Raw genomic sequence first — 24,374 nt, forward strand, 5'->3', positions numbered from 1 at the left:
CTAGATCATCCCCTCTTCTTCCTCTGCCTCGCCTTCACTTTCCAATTGCCGCGCGCGCTTCGAAAAGCCGATCAACTCGATGCGTTCCGCCAGCTGGCCGAAACTGCCGACGTCGAAAAGCGCTTCGATCGGAATGTCGATCGCGTAGAGCTCCTTCATTCGAAAGATCAGTTTGGTGAAAGCAATCGAATCGAAACCGTAGTTCATCAACGGCGCGTTCAGATCGAATTTTTCCTTCGGAAGCTTGAGCAGCGCAGCACTTTCTTCGACCAGGGCAGTCTCGATGCTGCGAATCAGGCTGTCCGCCTCGATACTCGGCTTGAGCGAGGGTTCGCCACTCGCTCTGCTTCCTGCGGCGTCCGGATTCACCGGCCGAGCGGCGCCATCAGGTGGCGACGGAACCCAGCAGCGTTCCCGGGCAAACGGATAGGTAGGCAGACTGATGCGCCGGGGGCGCCTCGACACGTGGAGCCGCTCCCAGTCGAACGCCAGTCCGCGGACCCACAGCGCAAGAAGCTTGCCGTACTTCCCCTTGGCAGCCCAGGCGTCGATCGCACCGGTCAAATCATCATCCGCCGCAAACATAGCGAGCGTGTCGACATCGCGCTTTACGGACCCGTGGAAAAGCCCGTCGAGATCCGGCGCTCCTTCGAGATAGGCACGGAGCTTTGCAGCCAGTTCGTCGATATCGAAAGCCACAATGGCAAGGCGTGCATCCATTGCGACGCGCCCGACCTGGAGCGTGTACGCGACATCAGCCAGGTCTTCGTCGCAGATCGACCGATTTGCAATAGCGGCCAGTAGTTGCTCGACCCGCACGCGCAGCCGTTCTTCATCCAGCGCCGACAGCACCACAAGCGCCGGCAATAGCCGGTTCGCTTCCGAGGGCGCTCGCACCGGCGGAACGTATTCCTGCAATACGACATGCGCATTGGCGCCACCCGCGCCAAACGATGAAACTCCGGCGATCAGCGGACGCTCGGCAAGCTGTCCGTTTGCATCTTCAACAACCGGCCGGCACCAAGGCATCAGCTCACGCTGCACGAAGAACGGACTGTTGGCGAAATCTATTCGTTCGTTCGGCACTTCCGAGTGCAGCGACGGCACCAACTGCCGATGCCGCATCTGCAGCAACACCTTGGTGATGCCTGCTATTCCAGCGGCGCTCTCGCAGTGACCGATATTCGCCTTCACCGAACCGATGGCGCAGAACTGCCGCGTCTGGCCAGCCTGTGCAAAGCTACGCGCAAGTCCGGCGATTTCGATCGGGTCTCCCAAAGCAGTCCCGGTACCGTGGGCTTCCACGTAGCTGACCTCACGCGGATCGACTCCGGATCTCTGCAGCGCGCGTCCGATCGACGCAGCCTGCGCCACAGGGCTGGGAACCATGTAACCGTTGGTCCGCCCGCCGTGATTGATCGCGCTCCCTTTCAGGATGCCGTGGATCTGGTCGCCGTCTGCTTCCGCCTTCGCCAGTGGCTTCAGCAGCAATGCCCCGACACCTTCTGCGTCGACGAATCCGTCAGCACCCTTGCCAAACGCCCGGCATTCCCGGCCGGACGACAACATCCCCGCTCCGCACAACGACTGGTAGTGCTTCACATCCAGGATTAGGTTGACCCCTCCCGCAATGGCGCAGTCGCTGGCGCCTGACTGCAGGCTTTCCATCGCCAGATGAATCGCCGTCAGGGACGACGAACAGGCAGTGTCGATCGCAAGACTTGGTCCGGTGAAATCGAGCAGATAGGAAACCCGGTTCGCAATCGACCAGTACTGCGGCCCGGTCGGATAACCGCAGTTCATGACACCAACGAACACCCCCACCTGCTCTCCCAAGCTGTCGGGTCGGTAGCCGGAATCTTCTATGCACGCGTACGCCTGCTCGAGGAACAGCCGCTCCTGCGGATCCATGAACTCGGCTTCACGTGGCGAGATCCGGAAGAACAGCGGGTCGAACTTGTCGACGTCCGTCAGGAAACCGCCCCAACGCGTGTAGATCGACCCGGCTTCGGCTCTCTGGTCGGCATGGTACTCGCGCCAGTCCCAGCGATCTGCCGGCACTTCGTCAATGCAATTTTTTCCGTTTTTCAGGTTTTCCCAAAACTCCCCGAGGTCGCCTGCTGCAGGGTAACGGCCGGACATGCCGACGACCGCCACGTCCTCACGCCGCGCGGCGTCTGGCGTGTCGCCTGCAGCCTGTGCCGGGCTGATCGGGCGCGAGGTACTGGGTCGGCCGGAACTCTCCGGCCGCGAAATTGCTGCGACAGCTTTCGCTCGCCGTCCTTCGGTGGGGACGAGCAGGGCAATCACGACGTCGCGCTCGGTGCGCAACAGGTGATTCGCCAGTGCCGCGACGCTGTGGTGCTCGAACAGCATGGTGCTGTTCACGCCGCGGAAGGTCTCAGTCAAGCGCGCGGTCACGTGCGTGACCAGGATCGAATCCAGTCCGTAGCGCTCCAGCCGTTCATTCGGGTCGATCTGATGGGGCGCGAGCTTCATCGTCTGCGCGACGAGTCCGCGCAAATATTCCACTAGCCGCGCCCGGAGTGTCGCGTCGTTGTCGCCGTCGACAGCCTGCGCCGATCCAACCGCGGCACCCCGTAGCGTCATGGCAGCCGCGTCCGCAAGTACTTCATGCGCCGGCGCGGAGCGCACGCGCCGCACCAGGCCGTCACTCTGCGCTACGACGATCTGCTGACCCAGGGGGTGCAGATGTTCGGCTGGGAAGCGCACCGATCGGAAACCTTCCATTTCCAATGCGCGCCGCCAGCCCGTCGGGGCGAGCATCGGCCCCCCCGGCACACGCATCTCGGTGTCCTGGTGCATCCACCAACCGTCGAGCAGCCCGAAAGACAAATGCAGGGACAGATTGTTGGCACCGACCTCGTTGAGCAGCAGCAGCCCGTTCTCGCGTAGTGCCGCCTTGGCGTGGCGCAGCGTCCTGCGTATATCGCGAGTGGCATGCAGTACGTTGGCTGCGATGACCACGTCGTAGCTTCCGGCGTCGATCTCCTGTTCCGACAATGGCCGTTCGATATCAAGCAGGCTGCAGCGCAGGTACGGCACTTCGGCGCCGTAGCGCGATTCCGCATGCATCAGGAAAACGCGCGACACGTCCGTATAGCGGTATTCCGAAACATGGGCCTGCAAGTCCTTCAGGCGCGCGAAAACTGCCTCGCTCGTTCCGCCCGTGCCTGCGCCTATCTCGAGAATGCGTACCTGCGCTGACGGATCTTGCGCGGTCCGTGCGCGCACGAATGCTTCGACCGTGCTCGCAACCAGATCGTTGAAGCACTCCGCGACTGGACAGTCACGATATACGGGTTCCACCAGCATCATCGAGGAACCGGGAAACATGACCGATGTCGCTGTCGTCGTACCGCGCACGATCTCGCACAGGGACGCTACCGTCTGCTCCAGCAGCCGGACCTTGGCGCGCAACAAGCGGGTGCTGAGCCAGCCGGCCTTTTGGGCATCCCACTCCTTCCAAGCCTCGGCGACGCCGATCGTGCCGTGCAGACGAAAGCCATCATTTTCCCGCGTCAGCAGTCCCTGCCGTGCCAGGGCGCAAAGGCTCTCAGCGAACCAGCTCCGGTAGCCCGCAGCCACGCCGAGCCTGACGGCAAGTGAGGTCGTCTCCAGGCGCTCATTGGCCGGCAGCCCCATGCTCACCAATTGTGCGAGCAGCAGGCGCCCCAGGATCCGTTCCAGCATTTCGACCGACGTGGCGTCTTCCGCACTAACTACCGGATCGACCTTCATCGGCATCAGGCGCAGATCGCGGGTGAGTTCCGTCGCGCCAGGATAGCGGATCAGTTCCTCCGCGACGAAACCGATCTGCGACATGCGCGACGTCTCGCCCTTCATCAGCACGACCTGTTCGAACGGGCTTGCGAGCAATCCATCCAGTGCAGCCATTGACTCCCCCGGCTCGAGTGAAACGACGCCGGACCGCGCCATTCGCGCCCGATACTCCGGCGCCGCGACGGCCCCCAAGCCGCCCCAATAGCCCCAGTTCATCACTCTGACCGGGCACGACCAGCTACGGGCGAGTGCCTGTGCGAACGCGTCCTTGAAGGTGCAGGCCGCTGCGTAGTTGCTCTGGCCCGGCGCCTTCACGAGGCTCTGCGCCGATGAAAAGAACAGGACGAAGTCGAGCGGCTGGTCGCCGAACACCTGTGCGAGTCTCACGCTGGTGTCCACTTTTGACCTCAGCGCGTCGCGCAGACGTTCTTCGTCCATGCGCGCCAGACTCTGGTCTGCCAGGACAATGGCCGAATGCACGACGCCATGCACGCGCCCTATGCGTTCTCGGATTTCGCTTCGCGCCGCCTGCAGCGACACGTGATCGGACGCATCGGCGGCGATGTATAAGGGACGCGGTCCGAACGCTGCAAGCCGGTCGATTCTGGTCCGAATCGCGGCGTCCTCGGGGCGGCGTCCCAACCAGACGATCTGCGCCTGGTATCGCCGGATCATATGCTCGCTCCAGACTTCGCCCAGGCCACCCGCTCCACCGATGACGACGTAGACGCCATTCTTCCGAACGACTGTCGGCGTTGCTTGCGGCAGCTCGCAGGTCAGCAGCTTCTGTCGATACCACTGCCCGTTTCGCCACGCCGAACCGTTGCCTTGCGCGTCGGCCGGGAGACTCAGCAGGAGCTCGGGCGGGCAGCCGTCCGCGGCGGACGCGTCCACCAGACGCACGGACCATTGTGGATATTCCTTCGCCAATGAGCCTGCCAGACCGTGTACGGAGGCATGCGTCGGGTGCACGGCATCATGGCAATGCATCGCCTGGCATTGCGTCGTCACCAACGTCCAGCCGAGGCTGCGCGTATCGTAGCCGAGCACGAGCAGGGCTTTGATCAACCGGAACAGCGCAAAAATGCCGCTCTCCTGAGCGGTCAGCAGGCGCTCGTCAGATACCGCAAGTTCGATCGCCGACGTCGGAGCGATCCAGAACACGTGCTCGAAGGACGGGCCATCCAGCAGCACGGAGAGTTTCTCGATCGACCCGTTCTCGATCGACCCGCCGGAGTCCGGGGCAAGCACACAGATATCTGGGTAACGAGCCCGCAATGCGTCCGTCAGCGGTCCCTCGCCCACGACCAGAACGCGCTGAGAGGCCGTCGGCCACGCGGGTGCATCGGTGGTCCGGACCGTGTCCCAGACAGGAACCGCACTCAGAATCTGCGCGCCAGGACGAACCTCGTCGGTCGTTGGCGGTGCACTGTCCGCCGCAGCGCCACGGCGCAACTCGCGCATCACGAAACCACGCAGCGCTACGCACACCCGTCCCTGCTCGTCGCCGATGTCGATATCCAGTTTCGGCACGCTCATGTCCGGCCCGCTGCCAGCGCTGTAGCGCACCCAGGCCCACGCGCGCTCCGGGCAGCGCTCATAGACCGTCAGCTCTTCCACGCCGAAAGGAAGCAGCGGCCGCATCATGAGATCGGCTTCATTTCGCATCGCAGCAGTGGCTTGCAACGCAGCGTCCATCAGGCTCGGATGCAGTACGTAACGCATCGTATCCGCACGCATCGTCTCGGGCAGCAGCAACTCCGCCATGACCTCGCGTCGCGCACCGTCTCCACCGCAATGCAGCGCCGCCAGTGCCTGATGCGCTGGACCGTACTGCAGGCCGGCAGCCTCGAACCGTGCATAGCAACCCGATCCTGACTCGGTGAACTCGCAGCGCTGACGAATGCCGGCGATATTCATCACCGGCGCCGTCGCCTGCGTCCACGCGGCGTTGCCCTGACCATGCACGCCGGACGCATCGGTGAAGACCTTGTAGGCGATACGTCCGTCATTCTCGACAGACAACGTCACATGAACCTGTTGTGCCTCGGCGACAATGGTGAGCGGCTGCAACCAGAGGACGTCGTGCAATCGCATCCCTACCGCTGCCACACCGCGGCCGGTTGAGGCGCCAACCGCGGCGCGGGCCATCTCCAGGTAAGCGACCCCGGGCAGCACAGCTGTACCTTGAATCCGGTGATCGGTGATGAAAACATCGTCCTGCGACATCACGCTCGTGAATCGCTGGACGCCGAGCTCGGACGTGTTCTGCTGCAGCAATGGATGCAATACCTCGGTTCGGCTGCTGGCGACGGGTGTCTGATGCGCGTCGTCATAACGCTCGGGCACCCAGTAGCGTTCACGCGCGAACGGATAGGTCGGCAGACTTGCGCGGCGCGGCCGGTTCGGCCCGTAAAGCCGTTCCCAGTCGAAAACGAGCCCATTTACCCAGAGTTCCAGCAGTTTTTCGTATTCGCCGTTGGCGACTCCGGCATCTGGAGCGGGGCCGAAGTCCTCTTTCGCCGCGAACCTGGCCTGGCCCTGGTAGATGCCGTTGACATTCTGCGCGCCGTTGAGATGGCATCTCAGCTTGCTCACCAGCTCGTGAATGTCAGCGACGACGAGCCCGAGCCGATACGCCATCGCCTCACGTCCCACCTGAAGCGTGTAGGCGATGCTCGACAGGCTGGCCTCACGCGACGCGCTCGACTCCAGATAGGCGACCATTTCTTCGCAACGTTCCCTGAGCCGCTCCTCGTTGCGCGCCGACAGGACGATAAGCACACCGCGATCGGGGCTGGTCTGCGTTACCGGCGCAGGTCCGTCGTCCAGGTATTCCTCGACGATCACGTGGGCATTCGTGCCTCCGAAGCCGAACGAGCTGACACCTGCCCGTCTGGGCATGGAACGGCCGGATCGATCATGCGGAGCAAGCCACGGCTGGGTTTCCTTCACCACATAGAACGGGCTGCCTTGCAGTTGGACATGCGGGTTAAGCTCCTCGCAATGCAGGCTCCTGGCCAGTGTGCGGTGCTTCATCTGCAGCAGTACCTTGATCACGCCGGCAATGCCGGCAGCCAGCTCGAGATGGCCAATATTCGTCTTGACCGAGCCCAGGCCACAGGCGGTTTGCGCGCTGCAATCCCCGGCCTGCGTTTCTGCGAGCAGATCCGAGAACGCACTCTTGAGTCCGTTCACTTCGATCGGGTCGCCAAGCGGTGTACCGGTTCCATGCACTTCCACATAGGTCACCGTGCGTGGATCGACCTTTGCGTCACGGCAAGCCGACTTGATCAGCTCAGCCTGCGCCTTCGGATTGGGCGACGTCAGAGAGTTCGCCTTGCCGCCGTGGTTTTCGGCAGTACCGCGGATCAGTCCATGAATGTGGTCGCCGTCACGCCGGGCGCACGAAAGCCGTTTCAGGAAAAGCATGCCGACGCCTTCACCGCGCACGTAGCCGTTGGCGTCCTTCGAGAAAGTCTTGCAACGGCCGTCTTCGGACAACATGCCGGCCTGGCTGAAGCTGATGTGACCCCAGGGCGCGACAATCGTGTTGATTCCGCCCACCAGTGCCATGTCGCAATCGCCACAGCGGATTGCGCGCACGGCCCGGTGTATCGCAACGAGGGAACTTGAACACGCGGTCTCGATGGGTTCGCTCGGGCCATGCAGATTGAACATGTAGCTGACCCGGTTCGGCCCCAGCGAGGCCACCGCACCCGTCGAACTGTAGGCCTCGATCGGTGCACCTGCCTGCGCGACGAGCTGGGCATAGCCACTGCTGCAGGTTCCGACGAAGACGGCGGTGCGTGTTCCGGACAGCGCTTTCGGCGAGTAGCCGGCGTCCTCGATCACCTTCCACGAGTAGGTGAGCAGCAGTCGCTGCTGCGGATCCATGAGTTCCGCTTCCCGCGGCGTAATGCCGAAGAAGGTCGGATCGAAGTCACCGACGCCGTCGATGAAGCCGCCCCACTTCACATTCGTTTTGTTGGCTTCCCGCGTCGGATCGCCGTGGACGGACTGCCAGATCCAGCGGTCCTTCGGGATCTCAACGATGCAGTCGCGCCCGTCTCTGAGGTTTTCCCAGAAAACGTCCAGATTCGCAGCCGCCGGAAAACAACCACTCATGCCGATGATGGCTATGACGTCATCTTGCGGCTCGTGCGGCGAAGGATGCTGGTCTTGCTCCTCGCCGGCTTCGGCCTGCGCGGGCAGGTCGAGCGGTGGCGCTGAGATCGGAATTCCGATGTCCGCCTGCACCGTTGCCGCCGCTCCCACCAACCCGTCGGCGCGCAGCGTGGCTGTGATCTCGGCCGCATGCACCTTCACCAGGTGTTCGACGAAGCCATCGATGGATGGATGATCGAAGAAGATCGTCGGGCTCAGCTGCAGTCGGTAAGTCTCGTTCAGTTCGTTGGCGAGATTCGTGAACGTGATCGAGTCGAATCCGAGTTCGCTCAGTTCCGAGGCGCCCTCGATGTCGCCCGCGCTGACTCGCAGCAGTACCGAGATCGAGCCCAGGAGCGCCTTTCTCACCGCGGCGATGGTTTCGCGCACGCTGGCATCAGGATTGCCTTGCGAAATGGAAACGGGATTTGTCCTTGCGGCGGCAGCGCGCATCTCAGTCGCCGGAGCAACGATCGCCGCGTCAAGAAGCTGCCGAAGTTGGCCAGGCTTGCCGGCAAACACGACGACTTGCGCCTCCCCGCTGGACCAGGCGCGGCCGAAGGCGTCGATTCCCGCCGGCGTCGACAACACGTCCATGCCTTGGCGCTGGGCGCGAACGCGTATCGCATCATCCACCGTCATGCCACCTTCCGACCACATCGGCCAGTTGATCGACAGCGTGCGCCCGTGTCGCAATCCCAACGCCATCTGCCGGTTGCGGTAGTGCGCGTAGCGGTCCATGAACCCGTTGGCCAGGGCGTAGTCGCTCTGGCCAAGATTGCCGACCACTCCAGCCAGCGACGAGAAGCAGATGAAAAAGTCCAGCGCGATGCCAGCCGTGGCGCGGTCGAGAAAAACCGTTCCGTGCACTTTCGGACTCAGCACATCGCGGAATTCGGCGTCGCTCTTCCTGACGATGTAGTTGTCCCTGATCAGGCCAGCGCCGTGGATCACGCCATCGAGTCGTCCATGGTCGTGAACAATCCCCGCCACGCATTGCTGCACGGCGAATTCATCCGTCACGTCAAGCACGCGATACTCGACGCGGGTGTTTTCGCCTTGCGCACGCAGTGCCTTCTGCCGCTCCCGCTGTGCCTCGTCCAATTCCGAGCGGCCCACAAGGATGATCGTCGCACCCTGCACTCGCTGGGCGATATCCTCGGCGAAAATCATGCCCAGACCGCCAGCGCCTCCGGTGATCAGGTAAACGCCAGCCGGCTTCCACGGCAGCACCAACGATCCGGATGCGACGTTAAGCTCGCGTAGTCTCGCCAGCTGGCGTACGCCGCCCGAGTAATGGACGGCGCTTTCCGCCGCGGCGCTTTTTTTCGCGTTCTCCTGCAGCGCCGTGCCCACGTCTTGCCAATTGCTCCCAGGCGCGACACTGATGAACTGTCCCTTGAACTTCGGATTCTCCTGAGCGGCGCTGCGCAGCAAGCTGCCGAGCGCGCCCGCGACGTCTGCCCATACACTGCCGCTGCCGGCGAGAATCTGCAGCAACACTGGCTGGCGCGGCTTTTCGCTCAGGATTGCACGCACCTTGGCGAGCACCTGTTCTCCGGCGCCCGCCATCTGCTGTTCGATCAGCGCGTCCGGCGACGTGCCGGCGGCGCCGAGAATTTCCCAGTGCAGCGACGGGTAACAAGTCTGCAACGGATCAAGCAGATGCGTGAAGGCCGCGTCCAGCATCACCCAGCGCTGACCATCCCAATCTTCCTCGGCCGTATCCGGCGGCTGGCTCTGCCAGCACGGCGCCAACAGAAGTGTCGCCGCCTCTTCCAGGAGACGCGTCGAGGCCTGATCTCGGCGGCCATCGCCGCGCTGCACGCTCTGCGCACTTTCCACGACGCGCAACATCAGCCCCTGCATGCGCACGCAGATCCGGCCCACTTCATCGGCGATGTCGATGTCGCACTTCTGAATGCCACTGCGGCGCGAATCGCCGTCAATCGAACGGACATGCACCCACGCGACCCGCGGTGTGGGGGCCAGCACCTCGACCGAATCCATCGCAAACGGCAGGGCGGCTCTGACCGACCCGGCACTGGACGCTGGCTGCGGCGCATCGTTCAGCAGGAGGCCGAACGTCGCCTGCAGTGCGCAGTCCAGCACACTCGGATGGAGCAGGTAATCCGCAGCATCGGTTTCCACGCAGGCGGGCAGATTCACCTGAGCGAGCACCACGGAGCCGTGCGTCTCGTGCGTTCCGACGCGCAGGCTGGCCAAGCCGCGGTGCGCGGGACCGTAAGCGAGTCCGACCGCGTGAAACGCATCGTAGACATCCGCAATCCCGATCGACGCTACGCATAGTCCGGTGAGATGCTCGACGTCCATGCGTGCATTCGGCGTCGGTTCGTACGGCAGGACGGCGCGCCCTTGCGCATGCACCACCCGCTGGCGCTGATTGTCCGCGTTGTCGGTCGTGTACGCCTCGAATGCAACGCCTGCCGCGTCGCGATTGGAAATCGCGATATGCAGTTCCGTCACCGCGCTGACGGCGATCTGCCGCATCCATACGATCTGCGCCAAACGAATCGGCGTAGCGGCGTCCACGTCCAGCGAGTGCAGCGCAGCCACACGCACCATTTCCAGGATCACCACACCGGGCAGCACCGGCACTCCATTCACCACATGGTCGCGCAGGAAGAATTCACGACCGGTCAGCGTCGTGCTGAAGCGCTGGCCGGCGAGCGTCGAGGTATTGCGCTGTACGAGCGGATGCAGTGCCAGCGAGCTGCGAACCATCGCAGCTGCGCTCGCACCGCTTGTTGTGGGAACCCAATACCTGTCCTCGGCAAATGGATACAGCGGCAGGCTGATGCGCCGGGGTGCCGTCTCGCAGTACCGCGAACCCGCGCCGTAAAGTCGCGACCAGTCAACTGCCAGACCCTTCGACCACAGTGCCAGCAATTTCGTGAATTTGCCCTTTTCAATCCAGTGATCGACCAATCCGTCGAGATCGTCATCGCCGTTGAATCCCGCCAGCACGTCCTTGTTCTTCGCCGCTTCGCCCCGGTAGACGCCACGTCCGTTGTCCTGGTTTGCGACGAACGGCGCGAGCTTTTCGCGCAGTTCCGCGAGGGAACTGGCCAGCAATCCGAGCCGCTGGTCCATGGCCTCACGCCCGACCTGGAGTGTGTAGGCGATACGGTGCAGGTCCGCATCGTCCGCCGCGCCCGCATCGAGGTACGCCAGCAGCCGCCTTGCCACCTCCATCAGCCGATCGCCAGTACGTGCCGACAACACGATCAACGCAGGCCGTTCCGCAGACGCAGGTGTCACTGCGCGCGCGTCGCCGCGGTATTCCTCCACGATCACGTGCGCGTTCGCGCCACCGGCGCCAAACGAGGAGATCCCCGCTATGCGCGGAAATTCCGTCTCGACGCCGCCCACTTCCAGCCTGGGCCGTACCCATGCCTGCAGCTCCTGCTGCACCCGGAAAGGCGTACGTGCAAAGTCAATATGTGGGTTAAGAACCTTTGAATGCAGCGAAGGCACGAGCTGGCCATGCTTCATCTGCAGCAACACCTTCGCAAGGCCGGCGATACCCGCCGCACTTTCCAGATGTCCGATATTCGACTTCACCGAACCCAGCGCGCAGAATTGCCGATCCGTCGTGAACCGGCCGAACGCCTTGGTCAATCCGCTGACCTCGATCGGATCGCCAAGCGCCGTGCCGGTGCCGTGCGCCTCGATGTAGCTCACCGTGCGTGCGTCGACCCCGGCCTTGACCAGCACCGACTCGATCAACTCCGCCTGCGCGATCGGATTCGGCACCGTGTATCCATTCGTCTTGCCCCCATGATTCACGCCCGTGCCGCGAATCACGCCATAGATCTGATCGCCGTCCTCCAGCGCGCGCCACAATGGCTTCAGAAGCACCGCGCCGACGCCCTCACCGGGCACGTAGCCATCGCCCCCCTGGCCGAAGCTCTCGCAGCGTCCCGTACTGGAAGCGAACTCCCCTTGTGCAAGTCCCAGATACTTGTTCGGGTGTACCGACACGTTGACGCCGCCTGCCACAGCGACCTCGCACTCGCCGGACTGCAGGCTTTGGCAGGCGAGATGCATCGCGGTCAGCGAGCTGGAACACATGGTGTCCACTGCCACGCTGGGGCCACTGAAGTTGCACCAGTACGACACGCGATTGGCGATGGAAGACGGATTCCCGCCGAGTGCGTACCCCTCGCCCAGGGCTTGCGCCTGCGCGCCGTATAGCTGGTACTCCTCGTACATGACGCCCACGAAAACGCCGACGGCCGCACGCGGCCTGCGACTGCGCTTTCGCAGTGAGTCCGGCGTATACCCCGCGTCCTGGAGGGTGTGGTACACGCACTGCAGGAACAGGCGCTCCTGCGGGTCCAGCACCACCGCCTCGCGCGGCGAAATGCCAAAGAACAGCGGATCGAACTGATCAACGCCGCGAATGAATCCGCCCCATTTGCAGTAGGTCTTGCCCCGCTGGCCTTTTTTCGGGTGGAAGTAGTTGCTGTGGTCCCATCGTTCAGCCGGGACGTCGGTAATGCAGTTCCTGCCCGCCTTGAGTGATTCCCAGAACTCGCCGATGTCGTCGGCCTGTGGGAAACGCCCGCTCAATCCGACTATCGCGACAGTGGATTCGTGGTTCGACCGAGGCTGCATTGTTTGCTTGGCGGCAGCGGCGAGCGAACGCGTCGCAGAAACGCGCGCAACAGGCACCGACGACACCACGTCAGCAGGCCGCTCGACGCGCAGCTGAGCGGTGCGCCGAACCGGCGACTTCGTCGTCGCGGCGAGCGCCTCGCGATGGTTCTCGACCAGATATTCGGCCAGTTCGTCGAGTGTCTGGTATTCGAACAGCAAGGTCTTAGGCAGCGGTCCGAACACCTGCTCCAGTTCGGTGACCGCGTCCAGCGCTGTTATCGAATCGATGCCGTAGGTGCCAAGCCCTACCGCCGGTTCCAATCGATCGAGCGGAACCTTCAACGTCTGGGCAACGATGCCGGTCAGCAGTGCAACCGCGGGTTCATGCAGGCGGTCAACGCCAGTCGCCGCCTCGCTGTCGGCCGGCTCATTCATCTGAATTTCCCTGTCGTCGATCTGCACTGAGCCTTCATCTGCCGCCGTTGCCGCGTGACGCTTCACGTCCACTGCTGTGCCGCCGTCCGGAGAGCGGGATGCGAACCCGAGCAGACGCAGGCATACGTTGCCCGACTCGTCGGCGATGTCGATGTCCAGCTTGCGGATTCCTCGCTCCCGCGCTGCCGGCCCCGATCGGACGTGTACCCAGACTTGACGCGGGACTGGCTTGAACAGCTGCATCCCCTGCAACGCGTACGGCAGCGCAACACGAGGCGCCGGTGTGTCGCGCCCGGGCTGGTCCGCAACATCCGCGAGCAACAGTCCCAGCGATGCCTGCAGGGCGCCATCAAGGATGCTGGGATGCAATCGGAACTGATCGGCATCGGCATCGGTAGCGTCGGGCCGGCGCACCTGCGCCAGGACCTGCGTGCGGCCGTCCGCAGCGGTGCCGACCCGGACGCTCTCAAGGCCGCGGTAAGAAGGACCGTAGTCCAATCCCAGCGCAGCCAGCACGTCGTAGCAGCGGCCCGTGTCGATCACTGTGTCGCAACGACTGCGCAGCGCATCCAGGTCCATCGAACGCGGCGCCTCGGCAGCCTCGTCCACGAACACGCTGCCTATCGCGCATACGACCCGCTCACCACGGGCCGGGTTTTCCGCTTGCGTAAACACCTCAAAACGGAATCCGCCGCCATCCCGCGGCTGCAATTCGATGAACACGTCCTGCGGCCCGGCAACGACGACAGGACGTACCCACACGAGGTCACTGATCGACAGGGTCGACGTCTGCACGGCATCCATGCCTTCGATGGATTGCAGCATCGCCACGACGGCCATTTCCAGGCACGCGACGCCGGGAAAAACGCTGACGCCGTTCACCACGTGGTCGCGCAGGAACCATTCAGTCGCATCAAACGTGCTGCTGAAGCGTTGCCAGCCCTGGATTGATGCATCGCGCTGTACGAATGGATGCAACGCAGCGACCTCACCGCGGTCGCTTTCGCCATCGCTCGCACCGCGCGGGTGCAACCAGTAGGTTTCGCGAGCGAACGGATAGGTAGGCAGACGCACGCGCCGCGGCACACCGCCAGGCCACAGCCATCGCCAGTCGATGGCACGACCATCGCAGAACGCGCGCCCCCATGAAGCGAGCTGTCGAACGCGATCGCCGGGACCGGACGGCTGCACGTCGGACGCTGCGTTCGCCTTGGCCGGATTTGCGCGCGCAACGTACCCCGTCATGAGCAGGGGCGAAGCATGCCTTTCGATGACGGGTTTTTCGTTGCCCTGCTTTTCGTTGACCCGTTCGCCGACGATTGGCTCGCCGATGAACTGGGTCAGCGCGGCCAGGGCTTCCTGTCGATCCGCAGCGACAAAGGAACAACGCCATGCGAAATGCTGGCGGTGGCGCATCAAGGTGTAGCTTATGCTCTGCAGCGATGACGGCGTGGACAGCGGCCCGTCGTCCAGCAGCATGTCGCGCAGTTCCACCGCGCGTTGCCGCAGACATTCCGCTGTCTTTGCGGAAAGCAGCAGCAAGTGAGGCGCTGCCGTTTCACCGGCGCTGTCGCGTGCCGGTCGGTCGTCATAGCTCGCTATGGCGACATGTGCATTGGTCCCGCTCATGCCGAACGCGCTGACCGCGCCGATGCGCCTGCGCCCCGTACCCGAGGGCCAGGGCCGTGCTGTCTGATTCACCTGGACCGGCTTGGTCGACCAGTTGACGTAGGTACTCGGCGTTTCGCAGTGGAGGCTCGCCGGGATGATCGAGTACCGCATTGCCTGCAGCAGGCTGACGAGGCTGACCAGTCCCGACGCCGCAAACGTGTGGCCGACAGTGGACTTCACCGACGTCAACAGGCATGGCGCGCGCGGCTCCTCCTCCGCCAGCGCGAAAACTTCGCCCAGCGCCTCGATTTCGACGGGATCGCCGAGCCGGGTTCCCGTTCCGTGTGCGATCACGTAATCGACATCGCGCGGCGAGATCGAGGCACGGCGATACACGCTGGAAATCAGCTCGGCCTGGGCTTTTCCGCTGGGCGCCGTCAACCCATTGGTTCTGCCGTCGTAGTTGACGCCGCTGCCGAGGATAACGCCATGGATCAGATCGCCGTCGGCCTCGGCCTGCGCGAGCGGCTTCAGCACGACAGCCACCACAGCTTCCCCGGGAACGAAGCCGTTGGCGCGCGCGTCGAATGCATGGCAGCGCCCATCGGGCGACAGCATCCCCGCCTGACTCATCGCGACATAGGTCTGCGGCGTGAGAATCAGATTCACGCCTGCAGCAATCGCAGCTTCGCAGTCTCCGGCACGCAAGCTCAGACAAGCCTGGTGCAGGGCGACAAGCCCCGACGAACAGGCTGTGTTGATGGCCAGCGCCGGACCCTGCAGATTCAGGAAATAGCTCAGGCGCGCCGCCAGAACTGCATCATGGTTGCCGGTGATCAGGCCGGGCAGACCCGCGTTCGACAGCAGCAACTGGTAGTCGCCCTGCTCTGCGCCGACGAACATTCCCACGCGGTCGGCACGCAACTGCTCGGAAGCGTACCCGGCGTCTTCCAGCGCATTGAACGCTTCCTGCAACAGCAGTCGCTGCCGCGGGTCCATCGACTCCGCCTCTTTGGGAGATATCTCGAAAAACAGCGGATCGAATTCGTCGACGCCGGGCAGCACGCCCAGCCATCGGCTGGTGATCTTTCCGGTGAGCGACGACGCGGCAGCCACTCCGGTGGTCGTATCCACGAACACGTCACGCCACTCGAACCGATGACCCGGAATCTCCTCGATCGCCTCCCTGCCTTCAGCGAGCAGCGTCCACAGCTCCGCGACATTCCTCGCTTGCGCAAACCGACCACTCATGCCGACGACGGCGATGGCGCAGCCCGGCAGCTCACGCGCATTCGGGGCTTCGGCGGTGCTCACCGTCATCGCAGCAGCTGCGGTGCTCAGCCCGCCCACTTCAGGCAACGGCATCTGCCCTACTCCGTCTGCCGACTGCCCCGCTGGCGTGTGCCACATACCCTCGATGGCGTTGGCGTGAGCCAGCAACAAATGGACAGCAAGATCGTCCAGTGTTGGATAGCTGAAGAACACGCTGGGAGATATTTCGGCGCCGAAATGCGCACTCAACCGCTTGGCAAGTTCCAGCAGTCCGATCGAATCGAAACCGAAGTCGGCCAGGCTCGCGGCCGTATCGATACGGTCCGGTGCGAGCTGCAGAATCGATCCGGCGATGTCGCGAAGATCAGACAATACCCGCTCGGTCGTATCCGCTCCTTCAGGCGGCTGTCGGGACAGCGGGCTCACGGGCATCCCCTCCGGAAGCACGCTGCGTTTGGGCTCCAGGCCGACGATGCGATCCATACGTGCGCGCACGCCTGCCAGCACCAGTGCGCAGCGGCACCCGTCTTCGGCAAACCGCGACAAAAGCGCTTCGAAGATCGCAAAGCCTTCATGACTTTCCAATACACGCTGCCCGCTCGAGCTCAGGTAAAGACGAGCAGCATCCTCCGTCGCAAACCGCATGCCTCCGTCGCGCCAAAGCGGCCAGCAGATCGCGAAGGCGTTGCTCTCTGGTCGGCTGGCGTGAGCGACCTGGAAACGGTTTGCAAAGGCGTAGCTGCACGCACCGAAGTCGCCGATCAGCGCGGCCGACGACGAGAAATGGCAGACGAAGTCGACCCTCTGCTGCTGGAGCAGCGAGTCCAGAACGAGGGTGCCGGCAACCTTTGGCCGCAGCACGGCGTCGAACGATGCGGCGTCGACGGTCGAGACCATCTCGTCCGCGTTGATTCCAGCTGCATGGATGACGCCATGCAATGCACCGAATCGCACGAGCCCGCGATCGAGCGCGCTGCGCATCTGCTCGTGGTCGGCCACGTCGGCCGCCTCGTACAGAACCTGGCCTCCGAGCCGGGAAAGTGCCGCGAGCTGCGCCTCGATCGCTGGACTCGCATTCGTTCGGCCGATCAGGAGCAGGTTGGCGCTGTAGGTCTTTGCGAGGTATCCGGCAAACAGATAGCCCAGACCACCAAGGCCGCCGGTAATCGGGTAGGTTCCGCCTACGCGAAGCCTGGATCCGACGGACTGGTCCGCCGGCAGTAGCGAGTGCAGGCGTTCGACGTGCCGCGAACCGTTCCGGTACAGCGTGCTTTGGAGCTTCACGGCGTGCGCCTCGTCCCACAGCCGCTGCACCCAGCCTTCAAGGCGTTCAGGCGTTAGCCCGGTTTCCTGCTCGTCGGCATTCAGCACCTGAGTCTGAACGATAGCTACCTCGACACCGGCCCGCACCTGCCTCAGCGAGTGCTGGAATGCGACCCAAGAATCCAGATGGCAGCGCTGAGTCTCTGAGCGGTATTCGCCGGCCAGCAGCACCCTAGATGCAGTCAAGCCAGCTCTCAGGCAGCACTGGATTGCCAGGAGTACACGCTCAGGCTGCGTCAGCGCCGGATCGTCTTCCAGCCCCCACAAATACCAGACTGCATCGATCGAACCCTGTCGTTCGATGATGTCGCGGAGTTCGGATTCAAAGTCCTGCGGCGTATCGATGCTTGCCCGGAACAACAGCCGGGTTTGCGGGCTGAGACTGGCCACGGCCGTTGCAACGCGGGTCTGCAGTCTGGCGTCGGCGAGCAGAACCAGAAGGGTGCGGGCCACCGCCTCCCGGTTCTGAAGCGGAACCGGCTGCCAGGTCGGCGAATAGAACTGCAGCGCAGCCGGCGGCGCCGCGTCGAAAGCCCGCGCACTTGCAGCGGCGTCCGCGTCAGCTCCTGCTACAAGGCCGGCCGAATCGAGCCAGTATTGTTCCTTCTCGAACGGGTATGTCGGCAGACTCGTACGCCGAGGCGTCTGCATTCCGTAGCGCGATCCGGGCCCGTACAGGCACGACCAGTCGAACGCGATACCCTTCACCCATAGCTCAAGCAGCTTGTTGTATCTGCCCTTGCCTAGCCATTGATGGACCAGACTGCCCAGATCCTCGTCGCCGCTGAGACCGACGAACGCGCCCTTGTTGCGCCGGACATCGCCGCGATAGACGCCATCGACGCCGTCCTGGTTCAGGAGATAGCCCGAGAGCTTCTCGCGCAGTTGGCCGATGGAATCCACCAGCAATGCAAGGCGTTGCTCCATAGCTTCGCGCCCAACCTGAAGCGTATAGGCGATTCGATGCAGGTCCGCATCGCTGTCCGCATCCAGATGCGCCAGCAGCCGCCTGACAACCTCCAGCAGCCGATCACCACTGCGTGCCGACAGCACGATCAATGCCGGCTGATCGGCAGACCCAGGCGTCGCCGCCGCGTACGCACCGCCGCGGTATTCCTCCACGATGACGTGCGCGTTGGCGCCACCGGCGCCGAACGAGGAGATACCCGCTATCCGCGGGCACTCCGTCTCGATTCCGTCCACTTCCAGCCTTGGCCGTACCCACGCCTGCAGCTCCTGCTGCACCCGGAACGGCGTACGGGGAAAGTCAATATGTGGATTAAGAATCTTTGAATGCAGCGAAGGCACCAGCTGGCCGTGCTTCATTTGCAGCAGCACCTTGGTAAGGCCGGCTATTCCCGCCGCGCTCTCCAGGTGCCCTATGTTCGACTTCACCGAACCCAACGCACAAAATTGCCGATCCGTCGTGAATCGGCCGAACGCCTTCGTCAATCCGCTGACCTCGATCGGATCGCCGAGCGCCGTACCGGTGCCGTGCGCCTCGATGTAGCTCACCGTGCGCGCGTCGACACCGGCCTTCACCAGCACCGACTCAATCAGATCCGCCTGCGCGTTCGGATTCGGTACTGTGTATCCACTCGTCCTGCCGCCATGGTTCACGCCTGTACCGCGAATCACGCCATGGATGTGATCGTCATCTTCCAGCGCCCGCCACAGCGGTTTCAGAAGCACCGCACCTACGCCTTCGCCCGGAACGAATCCGGCACCACCGTCTCCGAAGCTCCGGCATCTGCCGTCGACTGCCAGCATCCGCTGGGCCGATAACATGACGAAATTCGACGGGTGCAGATACAGGTTCACGCCTCCTGCAATCGCAGCGTCGCATTCGCCGCGCTGCAGGCTTTCGCAAGCTTCATGTATTGCCGTCAACGACGCCGAACACATCGTATCGACGGGGATGCTCGGTCCACGCAGGTCGAGCACGTACGACACGCGGTTGGCTATCGAGCCGAAACTGGTGTAGAGGTGCGCGTTTCCGCCACGCCGAGAAATTTCCGCACCATACAACGCGAATCCGGACTTGGTAATTCCGACGAACACTCCGACCCGGCCGTCGCACTGCTTCGCAAGGCTTTCGCGCGAGTACCCAGCGTCCTCGAGCACTTCCCATGAGGCCTGCAGGAACAATCGTTCCTGAGGGTCCATGCACGACGCCTCGCGCGGCGAAATGCCGAAGAACTGCGGGTCGAATTCCGCGAATCCATCGACGAAGCCAGCCCATTTGCAATAGCTCTTGCCCTGCGCGACCGCCGCGTCCACGTCCGCGCTGAAAAAGCCGTCCAGCCCCCAACGCTCGGGCGGTAGCGTCGTGACGCAATCTGTTCCAGATTGCAGATTTTCCCAATACTCTGCCAGCGTTCCGGCCCGCGGGTAGTGACCGGCCATGCCGACGATGGCGACGCCACGTGTATCGCCACGAAACGATGACGCCTGCGACGCGCGATGCTTTTCTTCCGGCTCCAACCGGTGCGCCGCGGCGGTTTCCCAATGTCTCGTCGGCATGGACCACGGCAACGGTTCATTTTTTAACTTTACCCACTTTAAACATTCATCGCGCCGCTCCGACAACAGGAACTCGCATAACTGGCCCAGCGTCGGATACTCGTACAACACAGTCTTCGACAGTGCGTCGAAGACTTCCGACAAACGTTCATTGAACTGGAGCACGATGATCGAATCGACGCCGTAGTGCTCGAGCCGTTCGTTCGGATCAACGTCGCTACTGCTGAGCTTCGTTACGTCGCAGAAGACACATTTCAGGCGTTCTAGCGTTTTCTCCCGCAGCCACTCCGGATCAACAGACGATGCTGTGGCCGTCGCAGCCAGGAGCGATCGCGTGGCCTCATGCCTGACGACCGGCTGCTCCAGCGCAGCCCGCAGCGCGCGCGGCGCTGCGTAAAGCACGATCGCATTCGCCGCATCGCCCGCCAAGGCCTGGTACATCCCATCAAACGCGTCGCGTGTGCTGATCGCCGGCATCCCGGCCCGCGACATCTGGTTGTGCACCGCGGCATCCACTCGCATTCCGCCGTCGCGCCAAAGCGGCCATGCAATCGACAGCGAGCGGCCCTTGCGTCTGCCCAGATGCTCCAGCACACGCCGGTTCCCGGCGAGCCGGTCCAGGAACGCGTTGCCAACGGCATAGTCTGCCTGGCCCGGATTGCCGAACACCCCCGCCAACGCAGACATTAACAGAAAAATGTCGAGGTCGATGTCTGCCGTCGCCGCATCAAGATGCATGGCACCGGCAATCTTGACGGCCATTACAGCGGAAAACTCGTCTGCCGGCTTGTTGATCAGGAAATTGTCGCGAGTGATGCCTGCGGCGTGGATGACGCCGTCCAGCCTGCCGTGCCGCTGCAGCACGCCGACAATGCAGGCGTCGACCGCCGGTCTGCTGGTCACGTCCGCATCGACGTACTCGACCGTCGCATTCGTATGTTCGCCGCGCAACGCGTCAATCACTCGCCGCCTTTCGCCGCTCAACGGTGCTCGCCCCATGAGGACCAGCGTCGCGCGTTCGGTCTTCGACAGGATCTCGCGCGACAGCAACAGTCCGATTCCGCCGGCGCCTCCGGAAATAAGGTATACACCGCCACACTTCCAGTGCGACCGATGCGCTGCTGGTGCGCCGCTGGGGGCAACCATTCGGAATAGCCGGAGAACGTGCCGCTCGCTACCGACGTATTTCACTTCCACGTCGACCGAGCGCGAGCTTGCAGCCTCGTCCTCGAGAACTCTGCACAGGTCCGCTGCGGATGACCCGGTTTCGACTTCAACGATCTGGCCGGTAAACGCCGGGTTCTCCAATGACGCGACGCGCAGCAGCCCGGCAACTGCCATGGCGCACGAGCAATCGGACGCATCATTCGCGACGACAATCTGCAGTAATACTTTGCCGCTCGGGCGGCCCGACAGGATTGTCTGGATCAGTATGAAAACCTGCGCGGCAAGCGCCTCGACATGTCCGGCGATTTCGTTCGCGGCGTGCAGGAGGTGCAGATTGGCGCCAAGTTTCTGCATTTCCGGCTGAGCCGTCTGGTCTGCCAATTCGGGCGAGACCAGTACCCATCTTTCCTGAAACGCGCTATCGCCGCGCCGCTGCCCACCGCTGTCGATCGGCGCGGCGACGAGCGTACGTCCGAGGACGTGGAGCGCAGGCGCGGCGTCGTCGCGGTCGGACGTGGCTGGCGCTGGCACGTCGAGCCAGTACCGTTCACGCCTGAAGGCATAGCTCGGAATGCGGGTCGTTCGCACGGGCTTGCCGATGTTCAACGCTGCCCAGTCGATCGTTGCGCCCCGCAGCCATGCCTGCGCGAGCTTGCGCAGCTTGCGCTTTGCAATCCAGGTCTGCAGGAGCTGCCTGCCGTCGTCATCTCCATCGAGAATGTCAGCCGTATCGCCGCTCGGTTTCACTTGGCCGACCAACACGCTGCTCGTCTTTGCGCCGTCGAGGAACCCCGACAACGCGCCGGTCACCTCGCTGCGGTCGCTCGCTATGAACGCGAGCCGGTGTTGCATGGCACTACGGCCAATCTGCAGCGTATAAGCGGCATCAGCAAGAGCGGCATCATTTTTCAATGAGTTCACGTAGCTGAGGAACTGGTCCGCCTGCGCCCGAAGACTGGTCGAATCCTTCGCCGAGAGGACAAACAACAGATCGCTACCGTCGTGATCACGTTTCGCGCCAGGCTGGGCGGCTTCCTCGATCACGATATGCGCGTTCGTTCCGCTGAATCCGAACGCGCTCACGGCGGCGCGGCGCGTACCGGCCGATCCGCACCGCCACTCGCGCAAGGACGCGTTCAAATAGAACGGACTGTCAGTCAGCGCGACGCGCGCGTTCAACGACTGGAATGGCGCTGTAGGTGGTAATGCCCGGTGACGTAGCGCCAGCAGCACTTTGATGACACCGGCAACACCGGCAGCTGCCAGCGTGTGTCCGATATTGCTCTTGACCGAACCCAGGGCACAGAACGCACGTTCGTTGGTATACGCGCCGAATGCACTGTTGAGCGCCTCGACCTCGATCGGATCACCCAGCGGCGTGCCCGTACCGTGGGCCTCCACGAGCGAGATCGTTGCGGGATCGATTCCGAACTGCTCGTAGACGCGCCGGTGCAGCGCGGCCTGGGACCCTACGCTAGGCGCGGTGATGCCGTTGGTTCGCCCATCCTGGTTGATGCCCCACGCGCGGATAACCGCATGAATCGGATTCTCGTCCCGAACTGCGTCGGACAGCCGCTTGAGCAGCACCACTCCGACACCTTCCGCCGGCACGAAACCGTCGGCGCGCGCATCGAACGTATGGCATCGACCGCTGGGAGACAGCATTCCGGCCTTGCTCGCCATGATGTGGAAAGCCGGCCCCGCGAGCACCCCGACGCCGCCCGCAAGAGTGATGTCGCTGCGTCCTAGAACGAGGCTGTCGCAGGCCATGGCAATGGCCACGAGCGAGGACGAACACGCAGTGTCCACGGAAATGCATGGACCTTTGAGATTCAAGTGATAGGCAACCCGGCCGCTCAGAATCGCGGACGAGGCGCCGATCAGGCCCTTCGCCGAAAGCGCATCGGCATGCTCGCCGCTGCGTCCGTAGTCGCCTGTCGCGCAGCCTGCAAAAACGCCGCAGGCGCTGCCGGAGAGGTTCAACGGATCGATGCCGGCATCCTCGATACAGGCCCACGAGTGCTGCAGGAAGATTCGCTGCTGAGGGTCCATCCACTCGGCTTCGGCCGGTGTGATGCCGAAGAACAGCGGGTCAAACTCCTCCGCCCCTTCCAGGCAGCCGAGCCAACGGTTGTATGTCTTGGCTTCGGCGCCGGCATCGCTGGAGTAATACTCATCCACGGCCCATCGGGAGGCCGGGATCTCCGAAATGCAGTCGGCACCGCGAGCAATGTTGTCCCAGTAATCGCGCAACGTCCTGGACTTCGGGAATGCGCCTGAGACACCGATGACGGCAATCGCCGATTCATTCGCCACCTGTCGCTGCAGCGGCGGCAAATGCGAATCGTGGCATTGCGCTTCGCAGGGACGCGCCGCATGGTTGTGGGTACCGCGTGTCGAAGAAGGCGCGTCGATCCGCTGTACGATCAGCCCGTCGCTCTCGGCGACGATCACCTGCTGGCCAAGGCCATGGCCGGCACTGGCGGGGAACGAAATGGCGCCGAAGCCTTGTTCCGCCAGGAGTCTGTTCCAGGTCTCCGGCAACAATGCCGGCGTGCCCGGAATTCGCAGTTCGGCATCATCGTAGGCCCACCAGCCGTCGAGCAGACCGAAGGTCAGATGGGAGAACAGGCTGTGGCCGCTCAGTTCGCCCAGCAACAGCGTGCCATTGCGCTTCAGAGCCGTTTTGGCATTGTGCAGGCTTGCACGCACATTACGGGTCGCGTGCAGCACGTTCGCCGCAATCACCAGATCGTACGAGCCGGCTTCGAATCCCTGCGTCGACAGATCCCGATCGATATCCAGCAGCTCATACGACACGTAGGGCATCTCGCTCGCATAGGCCCGCCGCGCCCGCGCCAGAAACGCCTTCGAGACATCCGTGTAGCAATAGCTTTCGATATGCCTGGCCAGCGGCCGGATGCGCTGCAGAACCGCGTCGCTGGTTGCACCCGTGCCGGCGCCTATCTCGAGAATACGAAAGCGCCCTTGCGGATTCTGCTTCAGTTGCGCGCGCATGAACGCTTCGGCAACTTCTGCAATGCTGTCATTGAAGTAATCGGCAACGACGTTGTCGCCGTAGACTCCCTCAAGCAGCGCCATCGAGGAGTTGGGGAACAGGACTTCCGTCGCCAACGACGCGCCCGTGAGAATCTGGGGCAACGCGCGCAACGTCGCGTCCAGGGCGCGAACCTGCGCGCGTAGTCCTTTGACCTCGCTGCAGGCTTCGGTATTCCGATCCCAGTCGGCCCATAGCGCGGTACGTTCACCGGCTTCGCTGGCCGGCGCAACCAACCGGTCGATCACGAGGAATCCTTGCTCGCCGAGGATGCGCACGCTCTCCTGTAGCCAGCGCGCGTACGCCGGCAGGATACCCGCCTGTACCTGCCACGCGTTCAGATCCGCGCTGCCGCCATCGAACGGGTTCAGTGATTGCAGTTGACCCAACA

The 24,374-nt window shown here is 63.3% G+C and carries 1 protein-coding gene (only partly in view); it reads right to left on the reverse strand.

What is annotated here, in order from left to right; all coding sequences use genetic code 11:
• Positions 1-24,374: the 3' portion of an SDR family NAD(P)-dependent oxidoreductase gene (locus RUU78_RS16975; protein ID WP_313918646.1), read on the reverse strand. It continues 6,697 nt past the right edge of the window; 24,374 of the gene's 31,071 nt are visible here — the last part of the coding sequence; the start codon falls outside the window, past its right edge; it ends in the stop codon at positions 1-3.

This window comes from Tahibacter sp., from assembly GCF_032229445.1.
Taxonomy (GTDB): domain Bacteria; phylum Pseudomonadota; class Gammaproteobacteria; order Xanthomonadales; family Rhodanobacteraceae; genus Tahibacter.